Annotated in this window: 19 protein-coding genes; 9 read left to right on the forward strand and 10 right to left on the reverse strand. The window is 63.5% G+C overall.

Going from position 1 to position 22,295, the window contains the following annotated elements:
- The first annotated feature begins 5 nt into the window (after window positions 1–5).
- Window positions 6–614: an ABC-type transport auxiliary lipoprotein family protein gene (locus tag B5V02_RS23270; protein ID WP_378917153.1), complete on the forward strand. Its 609-nt coding sequence runs from the start codon at window positions 6–8 to the stop codon at window positions 612–614.
- Window positions 615–785: 171 nt separating this feature from the next.
- Here B5V02_RS23270 and B5V02_RS23275 read toward each other — a convergent pair whose 3' ends face one another.
- Window positions 786–7,148 (reverse strand): kinesin, encoded by a 6,363-nt coding sequence (locus tag B5V02_RS23275; RefSeq protein ID WP_111546416.1) that lies wholly within the window; start codon window positions 7,146–7,148, stop codon window positions 786–788.
- Between the two features lie 269 nt (window positions 7,149–7,417).
- Here B5V02_RS23275 and B5V02_RS23280 point away from each other — a divergent pair, with 269 nt between their 5' ends.
- From B5V02_RS23280 to B5V02_RS23290, 3 genes are all read left to right on the forward strand, one after another.
- The gene (locus B5V02_RS23280; protein WP_111546417.1) at window positions 7,418–7,786 is read left to right on the forward strand and encodes an Hpt domain-containing protein; all 369 of its coding nucleotides are present in this window, start codon (window positions 7,418–7,420) and stop codon (window positions 7,784–7,786) included.
- 98 nt (window positions 7,787–7,884) lie between these two features.
- A complete protein-coding gene (locus B5V02_RS23285) occupies window positions 7,885–8,205 on the forward strand; it encodes a 2Fe-2S iron-sulfur cluster-binding protein (protein ID WP_111546418.1) in 321 nt (106 codons plus the stop codon).
- Between the two features lie 186 nt (window positions 8,206–8,391).
- On the forward strand, window positions 8,392–9,420 hold the full coding sequence (locus tag B5V02_RS23290; protein WP_111546662.1) for an NAD(P)/FAD-dependent oxidoreductase: 1,029 nt from the start codon (window positions 8,392–8,394) through the stop codon (window positions 9,418–9,420).
- A gap of 72 nt (window positions 9,421–9,492) precedes the next feature.
- Here the strand turns inward: B5V02_RS23290 and B5V02_RS23295 are convergent, their stop codons facing one another.
- Window positions 9,493–10,971, reverse strand: a complete 1,479-nt coding sequence (locus B5V02_RS23295; protein ID WP_111546419.1) for an MDR family MFS transporter — start codon at window positions 10,969–10,971, stop codon at window positions 9,493–9,495.
- A 215-nt stretch (window positions 10,972–11,186) separates the two neighbouring features.
- Window positions 11,187–11,804 carry a DUF922 domain-containing Zn-dependent protease gene (locus tag B5V02_RS23300; protein ID WP_167458647.1) on the reverse strand — a complete coding sequence of 206 codons (618 nt, stop codon included), beginning with the start codon at window positions 11,802–11,804 and terminating at the stop codon, window positions 11,187–11,189.
- A gap of 139 nt (window positions 11,805–11,943) precedes the next feature.
- Between B5V02_RS23300 and folP the strand changes: the two genes are divergently transcribed.
- Genes folP through folK form a run of 3 tightly spaced genes read left to right on the forward strand, consistent with a single transcriptional unit; the run spans window position 11,944 to window position 13,654 of the window.
- The gene (gene folP / locus B5V02_RS23305; RefSeq protein ID WP_111546420.1) at window positions 11,944–12,795 is read left to right on the forward strand and encodes a dihydropteroate synthase; all 852 of its coding nucleotides are present in this window, start codon (window positions 11,944–11,946) and stop codon (window positions 12,793–12,795) included.
- A gap of 3 nt (window positions 12,796–12,798) precedes the next feature.
- Entirely contained in the window at window positions 12,799–13,158 is a 360-nt protein-coding gene (gene folB / locus B5V02_RS23310; protein ID WP_056582260.1) for a dihydroneopterin aldolase, read from the forward strand.
- On the forward strand, window positions 13,142–13,654 hold the full coding sequence (gene folK / locus B5V02_RS23315; RefSeq protein WP_111546421.1) for a 2-amino-4-hydroxy-6-hydroxymethyldihydropteridine diphosphokinase: 513 nt from the start codon (window positions 13,142–13,144) through the stop codon (window positions 13,652–13,654). The genes folB and folK overlap by 17 nt, the downstream gene beginning before the upstream one ends.
- Window positions 13,655–13,681: 27 nt before the next feature.
- Here the strand turns inward: folK and B5V02_RS23320 are convergent, their stop codons facing one another.
- Both B5V02_RS23320 and B5V02_RS23325 read right to left on the reverse strand, forming a co-directional pair.
- Window positions 13,682–14,227: a DUF924 family protein gene (locus tag B5V02_RS23320; RefSeq protein WP_111546422.1), complete on the reverse strand. Its 546-nt coding sequence runs from the start codon at window positions 14,225–14,227 to the stop codon at window positions 13,682–13,684.
- Window positions 14,228–14,241: 14 nt separating this feature from the next.
- Window positions 14,242–16,077 (reverse strand): monovalent cation:proton antiporter-2 (CPA2) family protein, encoded by a 1,836-nt coding sequence (locus B5V02_RS23325; protein WP_111546423.1) that lies wholly within the window; start codon window positions 16,075–16,077, stop codon window positions 14,242–14,244.
- 245 nt (window positions 16,078–16,322) lie between these two features.
- Between B5V02_RS23325 and B5V02_RS23330 the strand changes: the two genes are divergently transcribed.
- Window positions 16,323–16,589, forward strand: coding sequence for a hypothetical protein (locus B5V02_RS23330; RefSeq protein ID WP_056582264.1), 267 nt, complete (start codon window positions 16,323–16,325; stop codon window positions 16,587–16,589).
- Between the two features lie 131 nt (window positions 16,590–16,720).
- Here B5V02_RS23330 and B5V02_RS23335 read toward each other — a convergent pair whose 3' ends face one another.
- The 4 genes from B5V02_RS23335 to B5V02_RS23350 form a co-directional block, all read right to left on the reverse strand.
- On the reverse strand, window positions 16,721–17,275 hold the full coding sequence (locus B5V02_RS23335) for a hypothetical protein (RefSeq protein WP_111546424.1): 555 nt from the start codon (window positions 17,273–17,275) through the stop codon (window positions 16,721–16,723).
- A 135-nt stretch (window positions 17,276–17,410) separates the two neighbouring features.
- Window positions 17,411–18,520 carry a YcjF family protein gene (locus tag B5V02_RS23340; RefSeq protein WP_111546425.1) on the reverse strand — a complete coding sequence of 370 codons (1,110 nt, stop codon included), beginning with the start codon at window positions 18,518–18,520 and terminating at the stop codon, window positions 17,411–17,413.
- Complete coding sequence (locus B5V02_RS23345) at window positions 18,517–19,995, reverse strand: YcjX family GTP-binding protein (protein WP_111546426.1); 1,479 nt, start codon at window positions 19,993–19,995, stop codon at window positions 18,517–18,519. Before B5V02_RS23345 ends, B5V02_RS23340 begins: the two co-directional genes overlap by 4 nt.
- Window positions 19,996–20,058: 63 nt before the next feature.
- A complete protein-coding gene (locus B5V02_RS23350) occupies window positions 20,059–20,562 on the reverse strand; it encodes a SixA phosphatase family protein (RefSeq protein ID WP_111546427.1) in 504 nt (167 codons plus the stop codon).
- A gap of 342 nt (window positions 20,563–20,904) precedes the next feature.
- Between B5V02_RS23350 and dksA the strand changes: the two genes are divergently transcribed.
- Window positions 20,905–21,321, forward strand: coding sequence for an RNA polymerase-binding protein DksA (gene dksA, locus B5V02_RS23355; protein WP_095085082.1), 417 nt, complete (start codon window positions 20,905–20,907; stop codon window positions 21,319–21,321).
- A gap of 171 nt (window positions 21,322–21,492) precedes the next feature.
- Here dksA and B5V02_RS23360 read toward each other — a convergent pair whose 3' ends face one another.
- Window positions 21,493–22,242 carry a flagellar biosynthetic protein FliO gene (locus B5V02_RS23360; protein WP_111546428.1) on the reverse strand — a complete coding sequence of 250 codons (750 nt, stop codon included), beginning with the start codon at window positions 22,240–22,242 and terminating at the stop codon, window positions 21,493–21,495.
- Between the last annotated feature and the right edge of the window lie 53 nt (window positions 22,243–22,295).

Here is a 22,295-nt window from a genome sequence, read left to right on the forward strand (position 1 = left end):
CGCGCGTGAAGTCTGTGTGGGTGAGAACGGGCGGGTTGACATCGGCTGCGGCACTGCTTGCCCTGACGCTGGCCGGCTGCGCGGTGTTGGGCGGCAAGCCTGCGCCGCTCGATACGTTCGAGCTGTCGGCGCCGTCGGTCGACGCGCATGGCCATAGCCGCCGACAAATCCTGATCGCGCAGCCGTCGGCGCTCAAGGCGCTGGACAGCCAGAACATCGTCATCAAGCCATCGGATCGCTCGATCCAGTATCTCAAGGGCGCGCAATGGGCCGACCGGCTGCCGCTGATCGTGCAGGCGCGGCTGGCCGAGACCTTCCAGCGTTCGGGCAGCTTTGCCGGCGTCGGCAAGCCGGGCGAGGGCCTGGCGATCGACTATCAGGTGATCGTCGAGGTCCGGTCTTTCGAAGTTCGGGTCGACGGCGGCGAGCACGCCGAGGTCGACCTGTTCGTGCGTATCCTCAACGACCGCAATGGCGAGGTGCGTGCCTCCAAGAGCTTCACCGCATCCGCACCGGTTTCGGGCAGCGGCAATCCTGCCTATGTCAGTGCGCTCGACAGTGCTTTCGGCGATGCCGCTAAGCAGATCGTGCGCTGGACGGATTCGGTCATCTGATCGCCGTAAACGATTGATCGCGCAACGTTTCCGATAACGCTGATGCCGAGGCTCTGATGTCTGAGGCCCTGCAAGGGACGCGCCGCCGCAGACGCGCCAGCGGCACAAATCGGCAAAAATGAAAAAGGCGGGATATTTCCCGCCTTTTTTGTCTTTTGCCCTATCGGGTGATCAATGCAGGCGGCCGCTGGCATGGGCCAGCATGGTGTAGACCTTGCCGGTGTCTGATGTCAGATAGGTCTGCGCCATGATGTTGTCGCGGTCGTTGCGCGAGACATCCTTGAGCAGCTTCTCGAAATCGTCGCAGTAGCGGTCGACCGCGGTGCGGAACTCGGCCTCCGCCTGATACTTGCGGCGGATCTCGTCGAACGTCTGCTGGCCCTTCAGCGTGTAGAGCCGCCGGGTGAAGACGTCACGCTCGCCGCGCCGGTAGCGGTTCCACAGCTCGATCGAGGCGTCGTGGTCGATGGCTCGCGCGATGTCGACGGAAAGCGAGTTCAGCGATTCCACGACATGCAGCGGCGAGCGCTGGGCAGGAGCCGCGCGCGGTGCTTCCGCGGGCGTTGCCGGCCTGGCGTCCTCTTCGCGCGATGCCCCGGTCAGGAGATCGCGCACCCAGCCGCCCTGTGGTGTGCGTGCGCCGGCATCGGCACGCTGTCGCGGTGCCGCCTCGGCTGGACGCTCCATGTCGAGCGTGCCGCGCAGTGCTGCGCCGCCCAACGGGGCCTGTGGTGTGCGCAGCTCCGGCTGCGGTGCCGGTGCGCGCCGCGGTGGCTCGGCAGGGCGTGCGGCCGGCGCTTGTGGCGCCGGGCGCAGATTGCGTTGCTCGGAGGCATCGCCGCCGCCGCGACCGGACTTCGCAACAATGTCCGAAAGCTCTTTCAGGGCGTTGATCTGCTCGGAAACGGCGCGGCGGATGGCCGAGGTCGATTCCTTTGCCTCTTCCGGCATCTCGATGACGCCCTTCTTGAGCTCGGCGCGGGTAAGGTCGAGCTCGCTCTTGATCGAGCCCGCGGTGCGCCGCATCTCCTCGGTCGCGTCGGCGAAGCGCTTGGTCGCTGAATCGACGACATCGGTGATGGCGTTGCGGATCTTGTCGGCCGACTCCATCGTCTTGCCCTCGGCGTTCTGCAGCGTCTGACCGACGAGATCTTCGAACGAGCGCATGACCCTTTCGAGATCTTCCGACTTCTTGACCAGGCCGACGGCGAGATCCTCGAGCGACGACTGCCTTTCGAGCGTGTGCTCGAGGTTGCTCTGGGCCGAGCTCAGCAGGTCCGAAGCACTGGACAGCAGGCGGCTGTGTTCGTCGAACTTGGTTGCGATCGAAGCGACCTCGCGCAAGGTGGACGACGACAGTTCCGTCAGCCTTGTCGTGTTCGAATCGACCAGCCGTGCCGAGCTGGCGAAGGTTTGCGCGGCTTTCTCCGTGGTGGCGGCGAAGCTTTGCGTGCTGCCGCTCAGGCGTTCGTCGACCTGGCCGAGATTGACCGCGGCCTGCTCGATCAACTGACCGAGCTGCGAACTGGACGTGGTCATGCGGCCGATGAGGTCGGCGACGCTGTCGGACAGCGACGAGCGGGCGCCCTCGACCGCCGACAACGTCTCGGCGGTGCGGTTGGCGAGTGCGTTGACAAGTGCGGCATTCTCGCTGCGCAGCTTCTCGGTGGCGCGTTCGGTGACCTCTTCCATGCTCTTTTGCAGTTCCGAGCCGCCCTGGGCGAAGCGCTCGACCAGTGGCCGCGCGGTTTCGTCGAGGATCTTCGACATTTCGGCCGAACGCGCCGCGAGCATGGTGTTGAGCTCGCGTGTGTTGGCGCCGATCGTCTTGGCGGCATCGTTGGTGCTCTGGCCGATATGCTGGCCAACCGCGGTGAAGGTCTCCGCGATCACATTGGCGCGCGAGACGAGTTGCGCCTCGGCATTCGCCACCTGCTCGTGGATCTTCTGGCCCATGGTCTCGGCCGTGTAGGCGAGGCGGTTCTCGACGCCTGAGACCTGCTCTTCGACACGGGCCGCCGCAGCCGCCGCGCTCGATGCGAGGCGCTCGTCGGCGCCGACAAGCGCCTGTTCGATTTCGCGGGCATGCACGGCCATTTCCTGACCGGTCCGCCTTGCGCGTTCGGCGACCCTCTGCTCGGTGTCGGCAAAGGCGCCGACGATGGTTTCGGTATGCTCGCCGATCGTCGACGAGCTGCTGGCGATGCGCGACACCAGACGCTGATCGGCTTCGTCGAAGATGCGGCCGATTTCCGAGGCACGGCTCGACAGCGCTTCCGAACCTTCGGCGATGCGCGAGACCAATTGCTGGTCGGCGGCATCGAAGATACGGCCGAGATCCGATGCACGTGCGGCAAGCGCCTCGGCCGATTCGCCGATACGCACACCGAGCCGCTGATCGGCGCCTTCGAAGTTGCGCAGGATGTCGCCGGCGCGGGCGGCCAGCGACTGTGCGGTTTCGACAGCGCGGGCGACCAGCTTCTGGTCTGCCGCATCGAATGCGCCGGCAATTTCGCTTGCACGGGCGGTCAACTGATCGGCGGTTTCCTGGGCGCGGGCGGCGAGCTTCTGGTCCACTACGTCGAAGCTGCCGGCGATCTCGCTTGCACGAGCAGCCAGTTGATCAGCGGTTTCATGGGCACGGGCCAGCAACGAGCTGGAGGTGTCATCCGCGCGGGCAAGCAAGGCGCTCGACGTATCTTCCGCACGGGCGTGGAGGCGACGATCGGCCTCCTCGAAGGTGCGGGCGATGTCTTCGGCTCTCGCCAGCAGGGCGGCCGAGGTCTGCTCGGCGCGCTCGGCGATCTTGCGGTCGGCGTCACTGAACGCAGCACCGGCCTGCTCATGCAGCGTGCTGGTGACCTCCAGGACCTTTTCGCGCAACGCGCCGGCAACGAAGACCGCACTCTTCTCGAGCACGGCTCGGACGTTGTCGACGCCTGTCGAGAGCGCACGCTCCATGGTGCCGGCGCGCTCCTCGATGACGCCGGTCTGGCGGCTGAACGCCTGCTCGATCTTCTCGACATCGGCAGCGATCGCCGCAGAGATATCGGTGCTCCTGGCGGCGATCTGGTCGATATGGCCCGACAGCGAGCGGTCGACGTCCTGGCGGGTCTCGGCGAGCTTACCGAGATCGTCTTCCAGCGCGCGGGCCAGCATATTGCGGCCTTCCGATAGCTTGCCGACATGTCCGGCGATGATGTCGTCGATATCGCTGCGGCTTGCGGACAGCTTCTGCAGGTCGGCTTCCAGCGCACGCTTGAGGATATCGCGGCCTTCGGCGAGCTTCTCGACCTGGCCGGCGACCAGTCCGTCGATGCTGGAACGACTTTCCGCCAGCTTGGCGAGATCGTCTTCGAGCGCCTTCGACAGGGTCGAGCGCTCCCCGACCAGTCTTTCTGCGTGGTTGTTGACCAGGCCGCTGACGTTTTCGAGATCAGACTCGAGTGCCCGGGCGAACTGTGCCCGGTCATCGATCAGTTTCTGCGACTGGTCGGCAACGGTGCTCTTGATCGCATTGAGGTCGGCTTCCAGCGCGCGCCGCAGGATGTCGCGGCCTTGCGACAACTTCTCGACTTGACCGGCAACCAGCCCGTCGATGCTGGAACGGCTTTCGGCCAGCTTGGCAAGATCGTCTTCGAGCGCCTTCGACAGGGTCGAGCGCTCCTCGACAAGCCGTTCCGCGTGGTTGTTGACCAAGCCGTTGACGCTTTCTAGATCAGCCTCGAGCGCACGGGCGAACTGTGCCCGGTCATCGACCAGTTTCTGCGACTGGTCGGCAACGGTGCCCTTGATCGCATTGAGGTCGGCTTCCAGGGCACGCCGCAGGATGTCGCGACCTTCCGACAACTTCTCGACCTGACCGGCGACCAGCCCGTCGATGCTGGAGCGGCTCTCCGCCAGCTTGGCGAGATCATCTTCAAGCGCCTTCGACAAGGTCGAACGATCCTGAACGAGCTTGTTCATGTGGTCGGCGATGACGCTGTTCACATTCTGCAGGTCGGTTTCCAGCACCCGCGAAAGCTGGCCGCGATCCTCGGCCAATCTTTCCGACTGGCTGGCGATGACGCCCTTGATCGTGTTCAGATCGGATTCCAGCGCCCGCTTGAGAATGTCGCGGCCTTCGGCTAGCTTCTCGACCTGACCGGCAACCAGCCCATCGATGCTGGAGCGGCTGTCGGCCAGTTTGGCAAGATCAGCCTCGAGCGTCTGCGACAGCAGGCTGCGATCCTCGGCCAGCCGTCCCGAATGGCTGTCGATCAGGCCGCGTATGCTGGACAGATCGTTGTCGAGCGAATGGGAAAGCTGCGTGCGGTCGTCCGCCAGCTTGGCGGAATGGACTTCGATGAGGCTCTTGATGCCGGTGATGTCGTTTTCCAGTGCCTTGGCGAGCACGGCGCGACCCTCGGCGATCTTCTCGACTTGGCCGGCGACGAGCCCGTCGATGCTGGCTCGGCTGTCGGACAATTTGCCGAGATCGGCTTCCAGGGCGCGCGACAGGATGCTGCGACCCTCGGCAAGCTTGCCGACGTGTCCGGCAACCATTTCATCAATGATTGTACGAGCTTGTACCAGTTTCCCGGAGTCTTCATTCAAGGCATTGGAGAGCCTATTGCGGCCTTCTTCCAGCCTTTCAAGATGGCTGCCGAGCGACGCATCGATGGCCGCCCGCGATTCATTGACCTTGCGCAGGTCCTCTTCGAGGGCGCGCGCGATCAGGCTGCGGCCTTCGGCCAGCTTCTGCACCTGATCGGTCACCGCCGCATCGATGCCGGCGCGGCCTTCGTCGAACCTTGCCAGGTCGGCCTGCATGGCCTCGGCCATGCGCTCGCGGCTTTCGGAAAGCTTGCGGCTGTGGTTTTCGACGGCTTCCTCGATGCCGACGCGAGCGTCGGCGAGCCGCTGGATGTCGCTGTCGAAGGAACGAGAGACGACATGACGCGCGGCTTCCATGCGGCCGGCGAAGTCGCTGGCGCGGGCTTCGAGCATGGAGGAGGTCGAAGTGACGATGTCGGCCATGTCGGCGCCGATCTGGGTTTTGCCCTGATCGATCATCGCCGACAGCGTGTCCTTGCTCTCGGCAAAGGTGTGCGCGATTTCGCGGGCACGCTCGACCAGCGTCTCGTTGATCTGGCGGGCGCGGGCCTCGAGCGCCGCGTTGAGCTTCTGCGTTCCGGTGTCCAGTGCCTCGGCGCGAGTCTGGAACTCACTGATCAGCGCCTGGCCGCGCTCGGCGAGCGTCCGCTCGATGCCGTTGAGGCTGGCCTCGAATTCGGAATTGAGGGTGCGCGCGGCGCCGCCAAGCAGAGACACCATGCCGGTGGTGCGATCGTCGAGCAGATCGGTCAACGACCGCGTCAGGCCGTCGGTGGTGTCCGTCAGTTTGGCGATGCGGGTGTCGAGAAGGCTGGCGAAGGCCTCGCCCGAGGTCGATAGCTTGTCGGTGATCGTATCGAGCCGGCCTTCCACCGAATCGAAGATCGACATCGAGCTTTCATTGATGCGGTCGATGAGCGTGTCGCCGGAATTGGTGATCGTCATCGACAGCTTGGTCGACGCATTGAGGATGCTGTCGCGGATGATGTCGGAGGCAGCGCCGATCTCGTCCTTCAGCGTCTCATGCGCGCCGGTGATCGAGGCGCGGACGCGCTCGGCGTGGCTGACAACGGCTTCACGCTCGCTGCCGAGCCCGTCGACCAGCGAACGGATGCGGGATTCGTTCTCCGAATAGGAGCGCTCGATCTGGTTGACCTCGCTGTGGACCAGCGTTTCCAGCTCGACGGCGCGGGCAAGCGTGCGCTCGATGCCTTCGCCCATGGCGGCCACCTCGCGACGAACGGCCTGGCCGATCATCATGACGCGATCCTGGGCAAGGTTTTCCGGCTCGGTCAGGCGGAAGGCCACTTCGGTCATCGACTGGGCGGCAATGCGCATTTCCTGGGCGCGGCGGATCATCGCCGCGAAGGCCCAGAACAGGATGACGGGCACGATCGCCGCAACTGCCAGACCGATCACTTCGGGGCGGGCGAGAAACTGGTCGAGTGTGCGGATCCTCCAGACGCTCGGTCCGAAAAGGAGGTTGGCCAGTCCGCCTGCACCGGCGAACCAGGCGAGCGAGACAAAGGCAACGACCCAGTAAATGGTGTTCGAGGCACGCCTGTTGAGGCTGTGCAGGAGCGTCTTATAGTCCTTCTGGCGATCGTCATTGGCCGGCGCGAAACCGGCGGGCTGGGCGCCATTGCGTGTTTCGACGGGGCGCAACTCGGCAGGCTTGGGCTGGGGCGCGGGTTTCGCGGACTGCTGGCTTTGCGCGGCCTGACTCTGATTGACAGCGGGCGCCGGCTTCTCGTTGCGTCCCTCGCGCGCCAGTTCGTCGGCGGCCTGGGATATCTGCGCTTCCAGATCTTCCATCGAAGCCGCGATGTCGAGGTCGCCGTCGCCGGTATCGCTGCTGAGGTCTAGATCAAGCGCCTTTTCGAGTTCCCTGGCCACGTCGTTGTCGAGAGTTCTCGTCGTCGTTGGTTTCTTTGCCATGCCTTCTACCCTGTACTAGCTGCCGCGGGCTTATAATTGTGTTTGTCGTACCCCGCGCAGGAGGCTGAAAATGGACCCCTCGTATCGTAATGACACAGGGGGGTAAAGAAAACATGCATTCCGCGAGATACGTAAAACTTTAAATATAAGGTTAACGGAAGCGTGATTTCGGCGCCGCTTTCGCAACATTTTTCCAGGCCACTCATTAACCCGTTGTCCACTGGAATCACCTAGCTTTTTGGGCGATCGAAGAAACGGAGTTCGAGTTCATGCGTGGCGAAAGTGGCATTGCCTTCTCAATGCCCGGGGGCGACGTATCCGGACCCAGGCGGTCACGGCCGGTCGATTTGGCACATCTTGCCCGCCAGACGATGGGCGACCGCAGCCTCGAGCAAGAGGTGCTGGCGCTGTTTGTACAACAGGCGCTGTCGGTGCGCGACAAAATAGTCGATGCCGACATCAAGGACCGGCTTCTGCTGGCGCATGGGCTGAAAGGTTCGGCACGGGGTGTCGGTGCCTTTGCCATCGCCGATTGCGCCACCGAGATCGAGCACCGGCCGGAAGACAACCAGACGCTCGGGCGGCTTGGTGTCCTGATCGACGAAGTGCGCGATTTCATCGCCGCCATCAGTCGCTGAACCCGGTTTGCGGAAAAACGTCACCGAGCGGCGCTTTCGCGCGCAGTTGACTTGTCTGCCGGAGTGATTATCTCGGGCGAGACTCCTTCAGGTGACAAATGACCAAGCTGACTTTCATCGCCCATGACGGCACACAATTCGACATGGACGCCGAAAACGGCTCGACGGTCATGGAGAACGCGATCCGCAACGCGGTGCCGGGGATCGAGGCGGAGTGCGGCGGCGCCTGCGCCTGCGCGACCTGCCATGTCTATGTCGACGAGGCATGGACGGCGCAAGTCGGCGAGCCGGAAGCGATGGAAGAGGATATGCTGGACTTCGCCTATGAGGTCCAGCCGAACTCGCGGCTGTCGTGCCAGATCAAGGTGCGCGACGCGCTTGACGGTTTGGTCGTCCGGGTGCCGGCCCGCCAGGGCTGAGACACCGATTTTTGCCGGCTGCTGCTTGGCAGCGGCGCATTGCTCATGCAGTGTCACGCGGTTTCCGCTACAGCGCCGCGCGTCCTCTTGGGCGCGCAAAGGACGCTGTAGCACTTTTATTTGGCGCATGATCCTTTCCGAAAATCGATTCCGATTTTCGGGGTCATGCGCAGCGAGGCACACCGCATGACCGACATCACCAAGACAGACGTCCTCATTGTCGGGGCAGGGCCGGTCGGCCTGTTTGCCGTGTTCGAGCTCGGTCTGTTCGACATGAAGTGCCACCTGATCGACATCCTCGACCGGCCGGGCGGCCAATGCGCGGAACTCTATCCGGAAAAGCCGATCTACGACATTCCAGGCTGGCCTTCGATCTCTGCGCAGGGGCTGGTCGACAGACTGCTCGAGCAGGTCGCGCCGTTCAAGCCTGACTTCACCTACAACCGCATGGTTTCCAGCCTGGAAAAGCTGGAGGACGGCAGCTTTCGCGTCACCACCGACGAGAATGAGGTGTTCGAGGCCAAGGTCGTGGTGATTGCCGCCGGCGGCGGTTCCTTCCAGCCCAAGCGGCCGCCGATCCCGGGCATCGAACCCTATGAAGGCAAGAGCGTCTTCTACTCGGTACGCAGGATGGACGATTTTCGCGGCCACGACCTTGTCATTGTCGGCGGCGGCGATTCGGCGCTCGACTGGACGCTCAACCTGCAGCCGGTGGCGAAGAGCGTGACGCTGGTGCACCGGCGGCCCGAATTCCGCGCCGCACCCGACAGCGTCAACAAGATGTATGCCATGCAGGAGATGAAGCAGCTGGAGTTCCAGGTCGGGCAAGTGACCGGACTGACCGGCGCGGACGGCCAGCTCTCATCGGCTGTCATCAAGGGGCCGGACGGAGATGTCGAGGTGCCCTGCACCCGCATGCTGCCGTTCTTCGGCCTGACCATGAAGCTCGGGCCGATCGCGGAGTGGGGGCTCAATCTTCACGAGAACCTCATTCCGGTCGACACCGAGAAGTTCCAGACGTCGGTGCCAGGCATCTTCGCGGTCGGCGACATCAACTGGTATCCCGGCAAGCTGAAGCTGATCCTGTCGGGCTTCCACGAGGTGGCGCTGATGGCGCAGGCTGCCAAGCGCATCATCAGCCCCGGCGAGCGCATCGTGTTCCAGTACACGACCTCGTCGACCAGCCTGCAGAAGAAACTCGGCGTCGTCGGCTGAGCCGCCGGACCACCTCAGCGTTGCGCCAGCCGTCTGTTTCCGCACAATTCCTGGCGGAAACCGTGAATTGCTCTATTCCGCCATCACCGGTGCATGCTCGGCCTGACCGCGAAGCGGTATTTCCGGCATCAGGCCGAGTGCGATCAGCGCCATGAGCAGCGTCGCCGCGGCGACAAGGAAGATCATCTCGAATGGCGCGGCTGAAATAACCTGTCCGATGGCCAGCGTGCCTTCACCGGCAAGCGGCAGGCCGTAGCCAAGCGCGACAGCGCCGAGCATGGCGACACCCAGCGCGCTGCCCAGTGAGCGCAGGAAGGTGAGCACGCCGGTTGCGACGCCGAGGTGCGCGCGATCGACGGCGTTTTGGACCGATACGGTGGCAACCGGGAAGGTCGTCCCGCTGCCCAGGCCGACGCAGATCGTCAGGATCTCGACAACCAGCAGCGAGGCGTTCCCGGCGACAAAAGCGAGCAGGCCGAGGCATATCATGGCGAAGAGCACACCCACCATCGCGATCCGCTTGTAGTGGGTGAAATGCTGTAGCATACGCCCGCTGATCGTCGCGCCGGCCACGGTGCCAAGCAGCAGGCCCAGCATCGCCAGACCCGACTCGCTGACGGAGAGACCGACGATCGACTGCAGATAGACAGGCAGGTAGACCGCCAGACCTATGTTGGCGGCCTGCAAAAGGAACACTGACGAGGTGCCGGTGAGAACGACTGGGTTGCTGAGCACCTCAAGCGAGATGAGCGGTTCAGCCGCGCGCAGCAGACGCAGTGCGAAAGCAGCCCAGAAAACCACTGAAGCGGCCAACAGCCCGAGAATTTCGCGCGACAGCCATGGATATTCGCTGCCGCCCCAGTTGAGCGCCAGCAGCAACAATGCCGTGGCCGCGACAAGCAGCAGCGCGCCCAGGCCGTCGATGCGATGCTGCTTTGCGGCGATTGGCAGCTTCTTGAGCGGCTTGTTGATGATCGCCATGGCTAGCAGGCCGAGCGGAATGTTGATCCAGAAAATCAGCGACCAGTGGAGATGTTCGGCAAATGTACCGCCGAGCAGCGGCCCGGCGATGCTGGCGACAGCCCAGGTGCCGGAGATCCAGGCGGTGTAGCGCGCCCGCTCGCGTGGCGGAACAAGGTCGCCGATGACGGTCTGCGTCAAGGTGAACAGGCCGCCGCCACCAGCGCCCTGGATCGCCCGTCCGACAACCAGCACAAACATGTTGGGGGCCATGGCGCTGACCAGCGATCCCAGGAGAAAGATCAGGATTGCCGCATAAACAGTTGGCCGGCGGCCATAGACGTCGGAAATCTTGCCGTAGAGCGGCGCCATGGCGGTCGCGGTCAAGAGGTATCCGGTAACGATCCATGGTAGATATTGCGCATGGCCGAGCGCATGCCCGATGGTCGGCATGGCAGGTGCGACGATGGTCTGATCAAGTGCCGCCAACAGCATCGACAGGAGCACGCCGGCGATGATGGCGTTCTTTTCGGTTTCGGTCAGTGGCGTGCCGGTTTCCACCATCGTTTGCTTGTCGACAGCCTGGTCCATGATCGTTCATCCGTAAGCTTGCGATTGACCGGCCTTGTTCGGCCCTGTCCGGTCCTTTGACCATTTTGATTGCATTGGCGTTTTGAAGCCCGTGCCTGGCGAGCCTGATATATGTCGTCCCGTATAGGCCGATTTCGACAGGCGCCCGAAAGTTTTTCGAAACTGGCACTACGCTTCAGTGAATTTGGCTTTCGCCGGCGCCGCTGGTTTTCGAGTCAGGCCGGCGGCAGCTGACCACTCTCGATGCGTTCGATGCGATAGCGCAGCAGCCGCAGGATGCGGCTTTCGAAATTGACGCTTTCGACACGATCGAACTGCACCTGTGCCCGGTCATGCCTGGCAAGAACGGCCGCGGTGATTTCGGCGGCCTTGGCCTTGGCGGCGTCGCAATTCTTTTGCGGGTAGGCGGCTTTCAGGTCCTCTTCGAGTTCGCGGCCATGGTTTTTGGCAATCTCGACATGGCGCTCCTCATGGCGCTTAATGTCGGCGGCCAGCGTGTCCCAAAACAGCCTGACATCGGCATCGGCCTTGCGCGGACGGCGCCATTCGGGGAGGATCACCTTCACCTTGACGGTCACCACCGCGTCGGCGATCCGGCAGGAGTTCGATGTCTTCGCATAGCTTATGCGGGTGGTGAAGGCCATCTGCGTGGCGCCCGGGTGCCGCGTGCCCGTGCTTTTCACCTCCGGCCCGCGTTTGGAGAGTTGTGCCTCGATGTCGTCGAGGGTGCTGCCGCCGATGGCGAAATAGCTGTACGTCTTGACGAGATTGGCCGCACCGGCCGGGACGGCAGTGGCGGCAAGCAGCAGCGCACAGAGCAGGGATGGTTTCATGCCAAGCATGGATCGTTTCATCATGTTGCCTCTTCGATCACCTTGCTTTACGGCCGTTGCCAGCGCAACGGAATTGATCCGCTGCGGATCACACATCGTTGATGAGCCTCTTGGTTGATGAGCCTATGGTTGCTGAGCAATGACGGCTAGGCGATGGCACTTGGCGCATGGACGCCATCTCGACCTTGGCGGCAAGGCCGTGGTGGTCGGCATCCTCAATGTCACGCCCGACAGCTTTTCCGACGGCGGTCTGTTCGACGCCCCCGAAAAGGCGCTGGTCCAGGCACGGCGCATGATCGGGGAAGGGGCACTGGTCGTCGATGTCGGCGGAGAATCGACCCGCCCGGGTGCCGCCGCGATATCGCCGAGCGACGAACAGGCCCGCATCCTGCCGGTGATCGAAGCGCTGGCAAGCGCCGGCGAGGTGCTGATTTCGGTCGATACCTATCGCGCCGACACCGCCCGGCTCGCGGTGGCCGCCGGCGCGCATATCGTCAACGATGTCTGGGGTTTGCAGCGCGAGCCCGACATTGCCCGTGTCGCCGCCGACGCCGGCGCCGGGCTTGTGATCATGCATACCGGGCGGGACCGCGAGAAGCTGCCGGACGTGATTGCCGATCAGTTGGCGTTCCTGCGAAAATCGCTGGAAATCGCCCGTCAGAATGGCGTTGCCGACGACCATATCGTGCTCGATCCCGGATTCGGCTTCGCCAAGGAGACGGCGGAGGAAAATCTCGATCTGATGGCTCGCTTTTCCGAGCTCAGTGCGCTCGGCTTGCCGCTGATGGCCGGCACCTCGCGCAAGCGCTTCATCGGCACCGTCACCGGCCGCGACGCGGCTGACAGAGGTGTCGGAACAGCGGCGACCAGCGTCATCCTGCGGCTCAAGGGCGCCGATCTGTTTCGCGTCCATGATGTCGCATTCAACGTGGACGCGCTGGCGCTCGCAGATGCTATGCTGGCGCGTCAAACCGACTGGGCGAAAGACTGAGCGATGTATGTCATCCGCATGAAGAATTGCGCATTCTTTGCCCGGCACGGCGTGCTGGACGAGGAGGAAAGGCTCGGCCAGCGCTTCTATGTCGATGCCGCTCTTACCGTTGATCCCGGCCGGGCGCTTGTCGAGGATTCCATCGAGGACACGGTCAACTACGGTATCGCGTTCACGGTGATCGAAAAGATCATCACGGGGCAGCGCCGCTTTCTGATCGAATCCCTGGCGCTCGAGGTGGCCCGTGCGCTGACGGCGCGTTTTCCGCAGATCAAAAAGGCCGAGATCACCGTGCGCAAGCCCAACGCCCCGGTCCCCGGTGTGCTCGATTACGTCGAGGTGACCGTTGTCTGGCCCGAATAGCACCGTCTATCTCAGCCTTGGCGGCAATCTTGGCGACCCGGCGAAGTCGATGGGCGCGGCGCTGCGCATGCTGGATGCCGACGCGGATACGCGCGTTACCGGCGTATCCTCGCTCTATCGCACGCCACCCTGGGGCAAGCTCGATCAGCCGGATTTTCTCAATGCGGCTGCCGAAATTTCCACCGGGCTTGCGCCACGCGCCTTGCTCGACCTCTGTCTTGATGCCGAACGCCGGCTGAAGCGGGTGCGCGAGGAGCGCTGGGGACCGCGGCTGATCGACATCGACATTCTGGTGTTCGGCGACCGCGTCATTCACGAGACGGGACTGGAAGTGCCGCATCCGCGCATGCTGGAGCGCGCCTTCGTGCTGGCGCCGCTGGCAGAGATCGCGCCGGGCCTGGTTGTCGGTGGCCGCAGCGTTGCGGACCGGCTGGTCGCGGTCGACACGTCCGGTATCGAGCGATTGCCATCCGGCCGCGATTGGTGGCTGGTCTGACGCTTGGGGAGGCGGCAGCAGGGCCTTTTAACCGGAGAAGCCGCCGCCATCCAGGAACCCCTGCTCATGCGGCGTGGTCTCGCGGCCAAGCATCCTGTTTCGGTGCGGGAAACGGCCGAAATTCTCGATGATATCGCGGTGCTCGACGGCGTATTTCAGATAGGGCTCGGCCCTGGCCCGCGTCAGCTCGACCGATATGTGCTGGTCGGCGAGCAGCTCCGAGTGCTCATACGGCAAATAGAGGAAGACGCGGACGTCCTCGTCGAGCGCCAGATCATGGCCCGCCGCGATCGCCTTTGCAGCGAAATATCTGGCCAGCGGATCGGTCGCATACATATGGCCGGTGGCGCGAAAACAGTTCCGCGGAAACTGGTCGAGCAGGATCATCAGCGCCAGCGAGCCTTCGGCGTGTGCCGACCAGTCGTCGCATTCACGCCGCGCGGCTGCGTAGTGCAGATCGAGAAAGCGGTTGCGGAAGTCGGCATCGAAAGCCTCGTTCTTCTCGAACCATGCATCCTCGCCGGCGTCGCGCCAGAATTTGGTGACCGACAGGGCTCTGCTGTCCAATTCCATGCATAATTCCTTGTTCAATCCGCGGGTTCGGATTTGTGCAAAACACCGGCCGTCTCTTCATTGAGTGCCTGGCCGGTACGGCGCGGCTGGGTGAGGGGTGTGGGGATGGGCGTGCCGATATTGCCCCTCAAGAAGCGTTGTCCGGCGCGAACACCTTCGGCGAGCTGGGTTTCGAAACGGGCGGTGTCGCGGCGCCGCACATCCTCGATCACCTCGGCCACGTCTTCGGGATCTACGCCGAGCGACTCCAGCGCCGAACCTCCGAAAACCAGCGCCGATTCGAAGGTTTCGCGCAGCTGGAAGTCGACGCCGGCGCGAATGAGCTGCAGCGCTGTTCCGCGGTCGAAAGCCCGGGCCAGCACGGTGAGCAGTGGGAATTCGGCCTTGATCAGCTGGGCGATGCGAACGGCCACATCAGGCTTGTCGACGCAGATCAGCACGGCGCGCGTCCGGCCTGCACCCGCGGCGCGCAGGATATCGAGGCGCGTGCCGTCGCCATAATAGACCTTGAAGCCGAAATCGGCCGCCGCCTGGATCATCTCCACATCATTGTCGATGATCGACACATCGATGCCGCGCAGCAGCAGCGGCTGGCTGGCGATCTGGCCGAAGCGGCCGAAGCCGATGATCAGCACGCTACCGGTCAGGCCATCGGCGACGTCGACCCCGTCGAGCGACTGCTCGTCGCGCGGCGTGAGATACCGCAGCGCGATGATCGCCAGCGGCGTCAGCACCATCGAGATGATGACGATCGCCGTCAGGGTCGCGTTGGCCTGGTTGTCGATGATGCCGACCGCGGCGGCCGCCGAATAGAGGACGAAGGCGAATTCGCCGCCTTGCGCCATGAAGACCGCACGTTGCAGCGCTTCGCGATGGCCGGTTTTCAAGACCCGGGCGACGATGTAGATGCCGAGCGCCTTCATCACCATGTAGGCGACGACATAGATGGCAATCAGCCGCCAGTTCGCGACCACCACATGCAGGTCGAGCGACATGCCGACGGCGAGGAAGAACAGGCCGAGCAGGATGCCGCGGAAGGGTTCGATGTCGGCTTCGAGCTGATGGCGGAAGGTCGATTCCGACAGCAGCACGCCGGCCAGGAATGCACCCATCGCCATCGACAGGCCGCTGAGCTGCATGGCGAGCGCCGATCCGAGGACGACCAGAAGGGCGGCAGCCGTCATCACCTCGCGGGCACGCGCATCCGCCAGGATGCGGAAGAACGGATTGAGCAGATAACGGCCTGCCAGTACCAGTCCGACGATCGCGGCAAGGCCGATGCCGACCTCGGTGAGGCGCTCCGTCAGGCTGGTGTCGGCGCCGCCGGGCGCCAGGAACGCGATCAGGGCCAGCAGCGGCACGATGGCCAGGTCCTCGAGCAGCAGCACCGACACGATGCGCTGGCCTTTCGGCTCGGCGATTTCGCCGCGTTCCTCGAGAAGCTGCATGACGATCGCCGTCGAGGTCAGCACGAAGCCGGCGCCGGCGACGAAGGATTGCGAGATTGGAAACCCTCCCGCCACGCCAACAGCGGTCAGCAAGACCGCGCAGACGCCGACCTGCAGTGCACCGAGGCCAAAGATCTCGCGGCGCAGGCCCCACAGCCGCGACGGCTGCATTTCCAGTCCGATGATGAACAGGAACATCACCACGCCAAGCTCAGCGACATGAAGAATGGCTTCCGATTCGGAAAAGACGCGGAGACCAAACGGGCCGATCACCACACCGGCGGCCAGATAGCCGAGGATCGAGCCGAGGCCCATGCGCTTGAAGATGGGAACGGCGACAACGCCGGCTGCAAGCAGCGCCACCACCTGAACCAGATCGCTGCTCGATGCCTCTACAGCCATGCCGCCATTCCGCTCGTTTGAGGACCGATTCCGATTTCGGAGTTCTATGACAAGGGGCGAAGATAGGGGCTTCGGTGGGGATCGAACAGCCCGAATCCGGATCACCGGCGATGTTGCAGGCGCGTTATACAAGTGACGCCGGGACCGCGTTGCATCTTGCCACAATCGAAGGCTAAGGACGCTCGGCTTCGGCCATTGGAGGGTGAGCGACGATCAAGTCGAGCCCTTTTGAGGAGATGACTGACATGAAGAAGTTTTTGTTTGTTGCCGTCGGCCTGGCGGTGCTTGCCGGTTCGGCTTGCTCGAAGGCGCCTGAGTGCACGGCCGAGATCGCAACCAAGAAAGCGCAGGACATGGCTGCCGCGCTGCAGGAGGCGATCACCAAGGACCCGTCCAAGGCGGCTGATCTGACGGCCAAGGTGCAGGCAGTGACAACCAAATATCAGGGCGCCACGACATTGGCCGACGCCTGCAAGGCCTATGACGAGGTGACGGCCGCGATCAAGGGCTAAGCGCCTGGTTCAAGCGGTTTAAACGAGGCGGCGACCGTGGGTCGCCGCCTTTTTTGTCTTTGTTTTTGTGCATGTTGTTCCGCCAAAAGCGGGGCCACTTTGGGCGACATGCATCAGGGATCGGTGATTGTTCAGTTCGGCGCGATGGAACCGACTTCGACGGCATCGACGCGCTTCAGGCTCATCCCGATCACCGGCACCAACTGGTCGTCGACGCGCACCGCAATGGTCACCGTCATTGAATTGTCGTCGGGGATGCGGGCCTGCATGACGCCGCGCAGCTGGTTGCGGTTGATGGTGAAAACCACCTTGCGGGCATCGACGACATTGCCGCCGATGATGTCGAGGCCGGAACCGGTCGCGCCACCCATGAAGCTGCCCTTGTAGCCCTCACGGCCCTTGCGCTCGATCTTGGCCGACATCTGCTGGGTGAACATGCCGACCCGGCAACCGCCGTCGAGTGACATGCCGACCTTGCCGTCCGGCGTCGAGCCGGTGAAGCTGCAGTTGAATTTGGTGCCCTTGTATTTGCCGGCGACGATTTCGCCGGGGCCGATCCATTTGCCTTCGGCCGACTGGAAGAACTGCTTGTCCGGTTCCGCCGCGGAAGCCGCTCCGGCAATACCGACGAGTGCTGTGATCACGGTTGCCAGCGGCAAGACGCTGGACAGAATTACACTTTTCATCGACGACACCCGGCAACAAAGAGGCTGTTTGGAACCCGTCTGACCATGAACAAGATTGGTTAATGCTTCGTCACTACGAGCCCACCGGAAAGCAGTCCGGTAACAATTCCGAAGGTCCAAATGCTGCAGTCCGGTTCACTTGCCGGATGAGGTTGTTTCAGCACCTTTCCTGGTTGCAAACGATGTCAGCGCCGAGAGGAAATCGCCCAGTCCCGGACGCTTCGCGGCGCTGAAGGGCAGGGGACGCGCCGTCTCCATCGCCGCGATGCCGATGCGCGCCGTCATCATGCCATTGACGACGCCCTCGCCAAGCTTGGCCGAAAGGCGCGCCGCCAGGCCGTGGCCGACGATCTGCTGGACGAAACTGTCGCCGACGGCGATCGAGCCAGTGACCGCCAGATGCGCCAGCACGCTGCGCGCCAGGCGGAAGAAACCGAGCGTTCCCGGCCGCCCGCCATAAAGTTCCGACAGGCGGCGAATGAGGCGTCCGGCCTCGAACACGACATAGGCGACATCGACCAGCGCGCGCGGGCTGACCGCCGTCACCAGTGAGACGCGTTTGGCGGCCTCGAGAATCATCACCTTTGCCCTGGCATCGAGGGGGCCGAGAATTTCGGCTTCGGCCAGGCGCACCAGATTGCCGCCGTCGATGATTTCGCCGCGCAGTTCGGCCAGCGCGCGCCGGCCGGCCGCGGTTTCGGGCTTGGCGGCGACGAAGGCCGACAGCTCGTCGACCACCGATCGTGCCGCCTTGGGATCGTCGCGTGCAATGGCATCGAGGGCTCGCTTCTGCAGCTTTTCGACCTCGGCGAGGCGGGCGATTGCCAGGAACTCGCGGATGAGGATGACCAGAAGTGCCAGCAAGGCGATGGCCGCCATGCCGGCTGCCAGCCAGCCCAGCCATTCGGCGCGCGCAAAGAGGTCCCGTATGAGCTGATCGGTCCACAGGCCGACAGCCAGCGAAACCAGCACGCCAAAGGCGCCGAAGAAGATGCTGCCAAGCAGCGACCGCCTTCTGGGGGCGATCGCCGGCGGTGGTTCGGCGGTAACGATGTCGGGTTCGTCGAAGACATCGACTTCCGCCGGGATGACCATGGCGACATCGGTCTTCATCGCGCGGGGCTTCCGCTCTGCGTCGGCCTGGGCACGGGTGCCGGCCCGGGCACGGCGCGCCTCAGGCGCCTCTTGTCTTGGTAGGGCTTCCGGCTCGATACGAAATGCGGCCGGCTTGCGGGGCGCGGTCATGCCAGATGATCTCCAATCAGGAACTGCAAGGCACGGTCGAGCCGGATATGCGGCAGCGACAGCGTGACACCTTCGGCCGTGCGTTCGAGCTTTGGTGGACGGAAACGGACGAAGCGGATTGCCGGATCCACAGCGTCCTGCTTGTGATCGGGTCCCGAAATATCGAACACCGCATCAATATTCTCCGGTAAATCACCGGGAAATATGGCTGTTTCCGTTTTTCCATCAAACGTTTCGCCGTTGATCTTCTCGCCGGCGATCGGTGTGCCGATGATGACGGGAAGCGTCTCTCGGCCCTGTTTGACAGTGCCTTCGCGTGTCGCGCGCACGGCCGCCATGGCGACCACATCGACATCGGCGCCGGTGAAATTCGCCCGTGCCACGGCGCGGTCGGCAAGCCGCCGCACGATTGCTTGCAGGCGGTCATGGCTTTCGTGGTGCAGATGGTCGGCCTTGGTCGCGGCAACCAGGATGCGGTCGATGCGCCGTGAAAACAGGTCGGTGAGGAAGCTGCCCCGACCGGGACGGAAACAACTGAGGATCTCTGTCACCGCGCGCTCCAGGTCGGCCATGGCGCCGGGGCCGGCGTTCAGGGCCTGCATGGCGTCGATCAGCACGATCTGACGATCGAGGCGCGTGATGTGTTCGCGGAAGAACGGTTTGACGACATGCGTCTTGTAGGCCTCATAACGCCTGTCCATCATGGCGTGCAGCGACCCTGGGCGCGGACGCTTGTCGCCGAGCCCAGCCAGGGGCGCGAAGGTCAGTGCGGGCGAGCCTTCGAGATCGCCAGGCATCAGGAAGCGGCCGGGCGGCAAGGTCGAAAGCGCCCGCTCGTCGAGCTTGCACGCCTTCAGATAGGCGGCGAAGCTTTCGGCCAGGCGGCGCGCCGTCATCTCGTCGGCATCGGCGTTCGGGTCGATCTCCGCCGACAGCGCCCGCCAGGCCGGCGACAGGTCCTCGCGCACCGGCAAAACGGCCATTTCGAAGGCTTCGCGGGAAAAATCGGCGAAGGATTTGCCGAGCAGCGGCAGGTCGAGCAGCCATTCGCCGGGATAGTCGACGATATCGACCGACAGTTTGCCGGAGGAAAACATGCGGCTCCAGCCGGAGGCCGATTCATATTCGATGGTCAGCCGCAATTCCGAAATGGCGCGCGTCGAATCGGGCCAGGCGCGATCGTTGACCAGTGCGGCGATATGATCCTCGTACTGGAAGCGCGGCACGGCGTCGTCGGGCTGCTGTTCAAGGAAGGCACGGGCGATGCGCCCGGATTTCTGAGCCTCGAACAGCGGCAGGCGCCCGCCATGGATCAGATTGTGGACAAAGGCCGATATGAACACTGTCTTGCCGGCGCGGGACAGACCCGTGACACCCAATCGCAGCGATGGAGAAAAAAGCCCGGTGGCCCGGCCCGACAGCGTATCGAGGGCAATCCTCGCCTCGTCGGTGAAGGTGGTCAGCGATGATGCCAAAATATGATCTCTCGGGCTTCGGTCCGTCCGATATAGGCTGTGGAACCCGGCTTTGAAATGGCTTCAGAGATCGGCCGGCGTCAGGAACGCTTCGAGATAGCCGGCGTTCTGGGCGGCTTTTGCGAGATCGCCGTCGAAGCGGACGACCGCCAGGCCCATGGTCGGGAACCCGTGGGTGAGCGTTGCCCGCGCCGTCTCGTCGCCGTCGCCCGAAACCGCCATGGCGAGATCTTCCGTCATCGGGTTGTGGCCGATGACCAGCAACGAACCCGATCCGCCATTGTCGCGGATGAGGCGGAGGTAACCGGCGGCGTCTTCGCTGTAGAGCGTGTCGAAGAACAGAACCCGGCCGGTGTCGGTCTGGCCGGCCAGGCCTTCCAGCGTCTCCTTGGCGCGTTTGGCATTGGAGCAGAGGGTCAGGTCCGGAACATAGCAGCGGGACCGCATCGCCGCGCCCATCATTTCGGCATCGGCGCGGCCGGATGCGTCGAGCGGGCGATCGAAATCGCGCATGCCGGGCAGTGCCCAGCCGGCCTTCGCATGTCGCAACAGATAAAGCGTGCTCACCCAACCTCCGCTGACGCCGAATGCCGAAACTCTAGGGATTAGCCACGAGAAAGGCGTTGCGCACAATGGCCCGTGTTCTTCAAACACAGCGAATCACCCATGGTGCGGCGCCGCAAAAGGCGCCTGTGCTTCGGCCCGAAGATCACGCCGATCTTCGAAAAGCATGTTGCACGGGATCCAAAGTGTCGGAGCGGAGTTTGGTATCAAAACGACCATCCGCTGCTGCAAAGGCGCCAGCCACCGCACATTAACAATTGCGTGAGACGGCGGCCGATTGCGCTTGTGCAGGCGTCGGACCGCGAATATATAGGCGCAAAATTTGGGGCAGTTTGGGTGAGTCGAATGAACGACATCGTTACCGCCGATTACATACCCTCCGAAGACGAGCCGTTCATGAACGAGCGGCAGAAATCCTACTTCCGCCAAAAGCTCGTCACCTGGAAGAATGACATATTGCGCGAAGCGCGCGAAACACTCGAAATCCTGCAACAGGAAAACGCCAACCACCCCGATCTTGCCGACCGCGCCTCTTCGGAAACTGACCGCGCTATCGAACTCAGGGCCCGCGACCGTCAGCGAAAGCTCATTGCAAAGATCGATTCCGCCCTGCAGCGCATCGACGAAGGCACTTACGGCTATTGCGAGGAGACCGGCGAGCCGATCGCGCTGAAGCGGCTCGATGCCCGTCCGATCGCGACGTTGTCGATCGAAGCGCAGGAGCGGCATGAGCGCCGCGAAAAGGTCTATCGCGACGACTGACGCATCGGCCAAGGGCTGCGCTCAAGACAGTTTGCAGTGACGCTGACGTTGAAATGGCCGGTTTTCCGGCCATTTTTGTTGGCGCGCCACGCATCTGTCCGAACAGGCGAATGCACGCCCAAGACCTTGACCGGTCCAATTTCCCGACTGGCGGGGCAGATCAGGATCTGATCATCTCTTTTGGCTGGAGAGTTCGCCCAGAAGCTTCGTCATTTCGTCGTCAAGCGACGGCGGCGCCTTCGCCACCGGTTTGCTCACCGGGTCGCTCGAACGCGGCTGGTCAAGCGACACTTCGAGTTCCTTCATCAGCGTATCATCGATGCTGTCCTGCCTTGGCGGTGGCGGCGCGTGCCTGATAGCATTGGCATTCGCGGATCCATAGGCGGGCACCGGCGTGACATTGGCCGGCTGGTAACTCTGCGGCTTCGGTGCTGGCGCCGGTGTTGGCGCCGGCGCTGTTTGACGCGGGCGTGCGTGCGGCGCCGCGCTCACCGGCTGCGGAGCAGGTGCCTGCCTCACCGGCGGCGGCGGAGCGGAGTGAGGCGCCCGCGGTCTCGCCGCCGGGGCCGCGGCGGCCGGGACGGGCTGCAAGCCGCCATCTCCGGTCAGCGCCGGACGGCGTGGCGCCGAAAGCCGGATGTCACGTTCGACGACAACGTCGGTCGGGCCGCCGATCAGCAGCAGATGTTCGATATCATCGCGGCGTATCAGCACCAGCCGTCGATGGCTGTCGACGGCGGTGGCGTCCATGACGGCCAGCCGCGTCTTGCGGTTCCTGCCGCCGGCAACGAAGGTTCCGAACGTCAGATTGCGCACGAGCTTGATGATGACCAGAACGATGACCAGCAGGACGAGCGCTGCAAACGTCCACAACAGTGCTGCGGCATAACCGGGGCCCGCCACGCTATCCAGCCATTGCATTGGTTTTACCTGATTGCCCTTGGAAGTGACGCGACACTAGACCGTTGCGGCGG

Origin of the sequence: Mesorhizobium kowhaii, assembly GCF_003253745.1 — a bacterium.
GTDB classification, from domain to species: domain Bacteria; phylum Pseudomonadota; class Alphaproteobacteria; order Rhizobiales; family Rhizobiaceae; genus Mesorhizobium; species Mesorhizobium kowhaii.

Coding starts and splice junctions, on each gene's coding strand:
- folB (WP_056582260.1), top strand. CDS start 12,799: ATGTATGTCATCCGCATGAAGAATTGCGCATTCTTTGCCCGGCACGGC.
- B5V02_RS23275 (WP_111546416.1), bottom strand. CDS start 7,148: ATGGCAAAGAAACCAACGACGACGAGAACTCTCGACAACGACGTGGCC.
- B5V02_RS23330 (WP_056582264.1), top strand. CDS start 16,323: ATGAAGAAGTTTTTGTTTGTTGCCGTCGGCCTGGCGGTGCTTGCCGGT.
- B5V02_RS23335 (WP_111546424.1), bottom strand. CDS start 17,275: ATGAAAAGTGTAATTCTGTCCAGCGTCTTGCCGCTGGCAACCGTGATC.
- B5V02_RS23360 (WP_111546428.1), bottom strand. CDS start 22,242: ATGCAATGGCTGGATAGCGTGGCGGGCCCCGGTTATGCCGCAGCACTG.
- B5V02_RS23290 (WP_111546662.1), top strand. CDS start 8,392: ATGACCGACATCACCAAGACAGACGTCCTCATTGTCGGGGCAGGGCCG.
- B5V02_RS23340 (WP_111546425.1), bottom strand. CDS start 18,520: ATGACCGCGCCCCGCAAGCCGGCCGCATTTCGTATCGAGCCGGAAGCC.
- B5V02_RS23280 (WP_111546417.1), top strand. CDS start 7,418: ATGCGTGGCGAAAGTGGCATTGCCTTCTCAATGCCCGGGGGCGACGTA.
- B5V02_RS23295 (WP_111546419.1), bottom strand. CDS start 10,971: ATGGACCAGGCTGTCGACAAGCAAACGATGGTGGAAACCGGCACGCCA.
- B5V02_RS23285 (WP_111546418.1), top strand. CDS start 7,885: ATGACCAAGCTGACTTTCATCGCCCATGACGGCACACAATTCGACATG.
- B5V02_RS23320 (WP_111546422.1), bottom strand. CDS start 14,227: ATGGAATTGGACAGCAGAGCCCTGTCGGTCACCAAATTCTGGCGCGAC.
- folP (WP_111546420.1), top strand. CDS start 11,944: ATGACGGCTAGGCGATGGCACTTGGCGCATGGACGCCATCTCGACCTT.
- dksA (WP_095085082.1), top strand. CDS start 20,905: ATGAACGACATCGTTACCGCCGATTACATACCCTCCGAAGACGAGCCG.
- B5V02_RS23325 (WP_111546423.1), bottom strand. CDS start 16,077: ATGGCTGTAGAGGCATCGAGCAGCGATCTGGTTCAGGTGGTGGCGCTG.
- B5V02_RS23300 (WP_167458647.1), bottom strand. CDS start 11,804: ATGAAACCATCCCTGCTCTGTGCGCTGCTGCTTGCCGCCACTGCCGTC.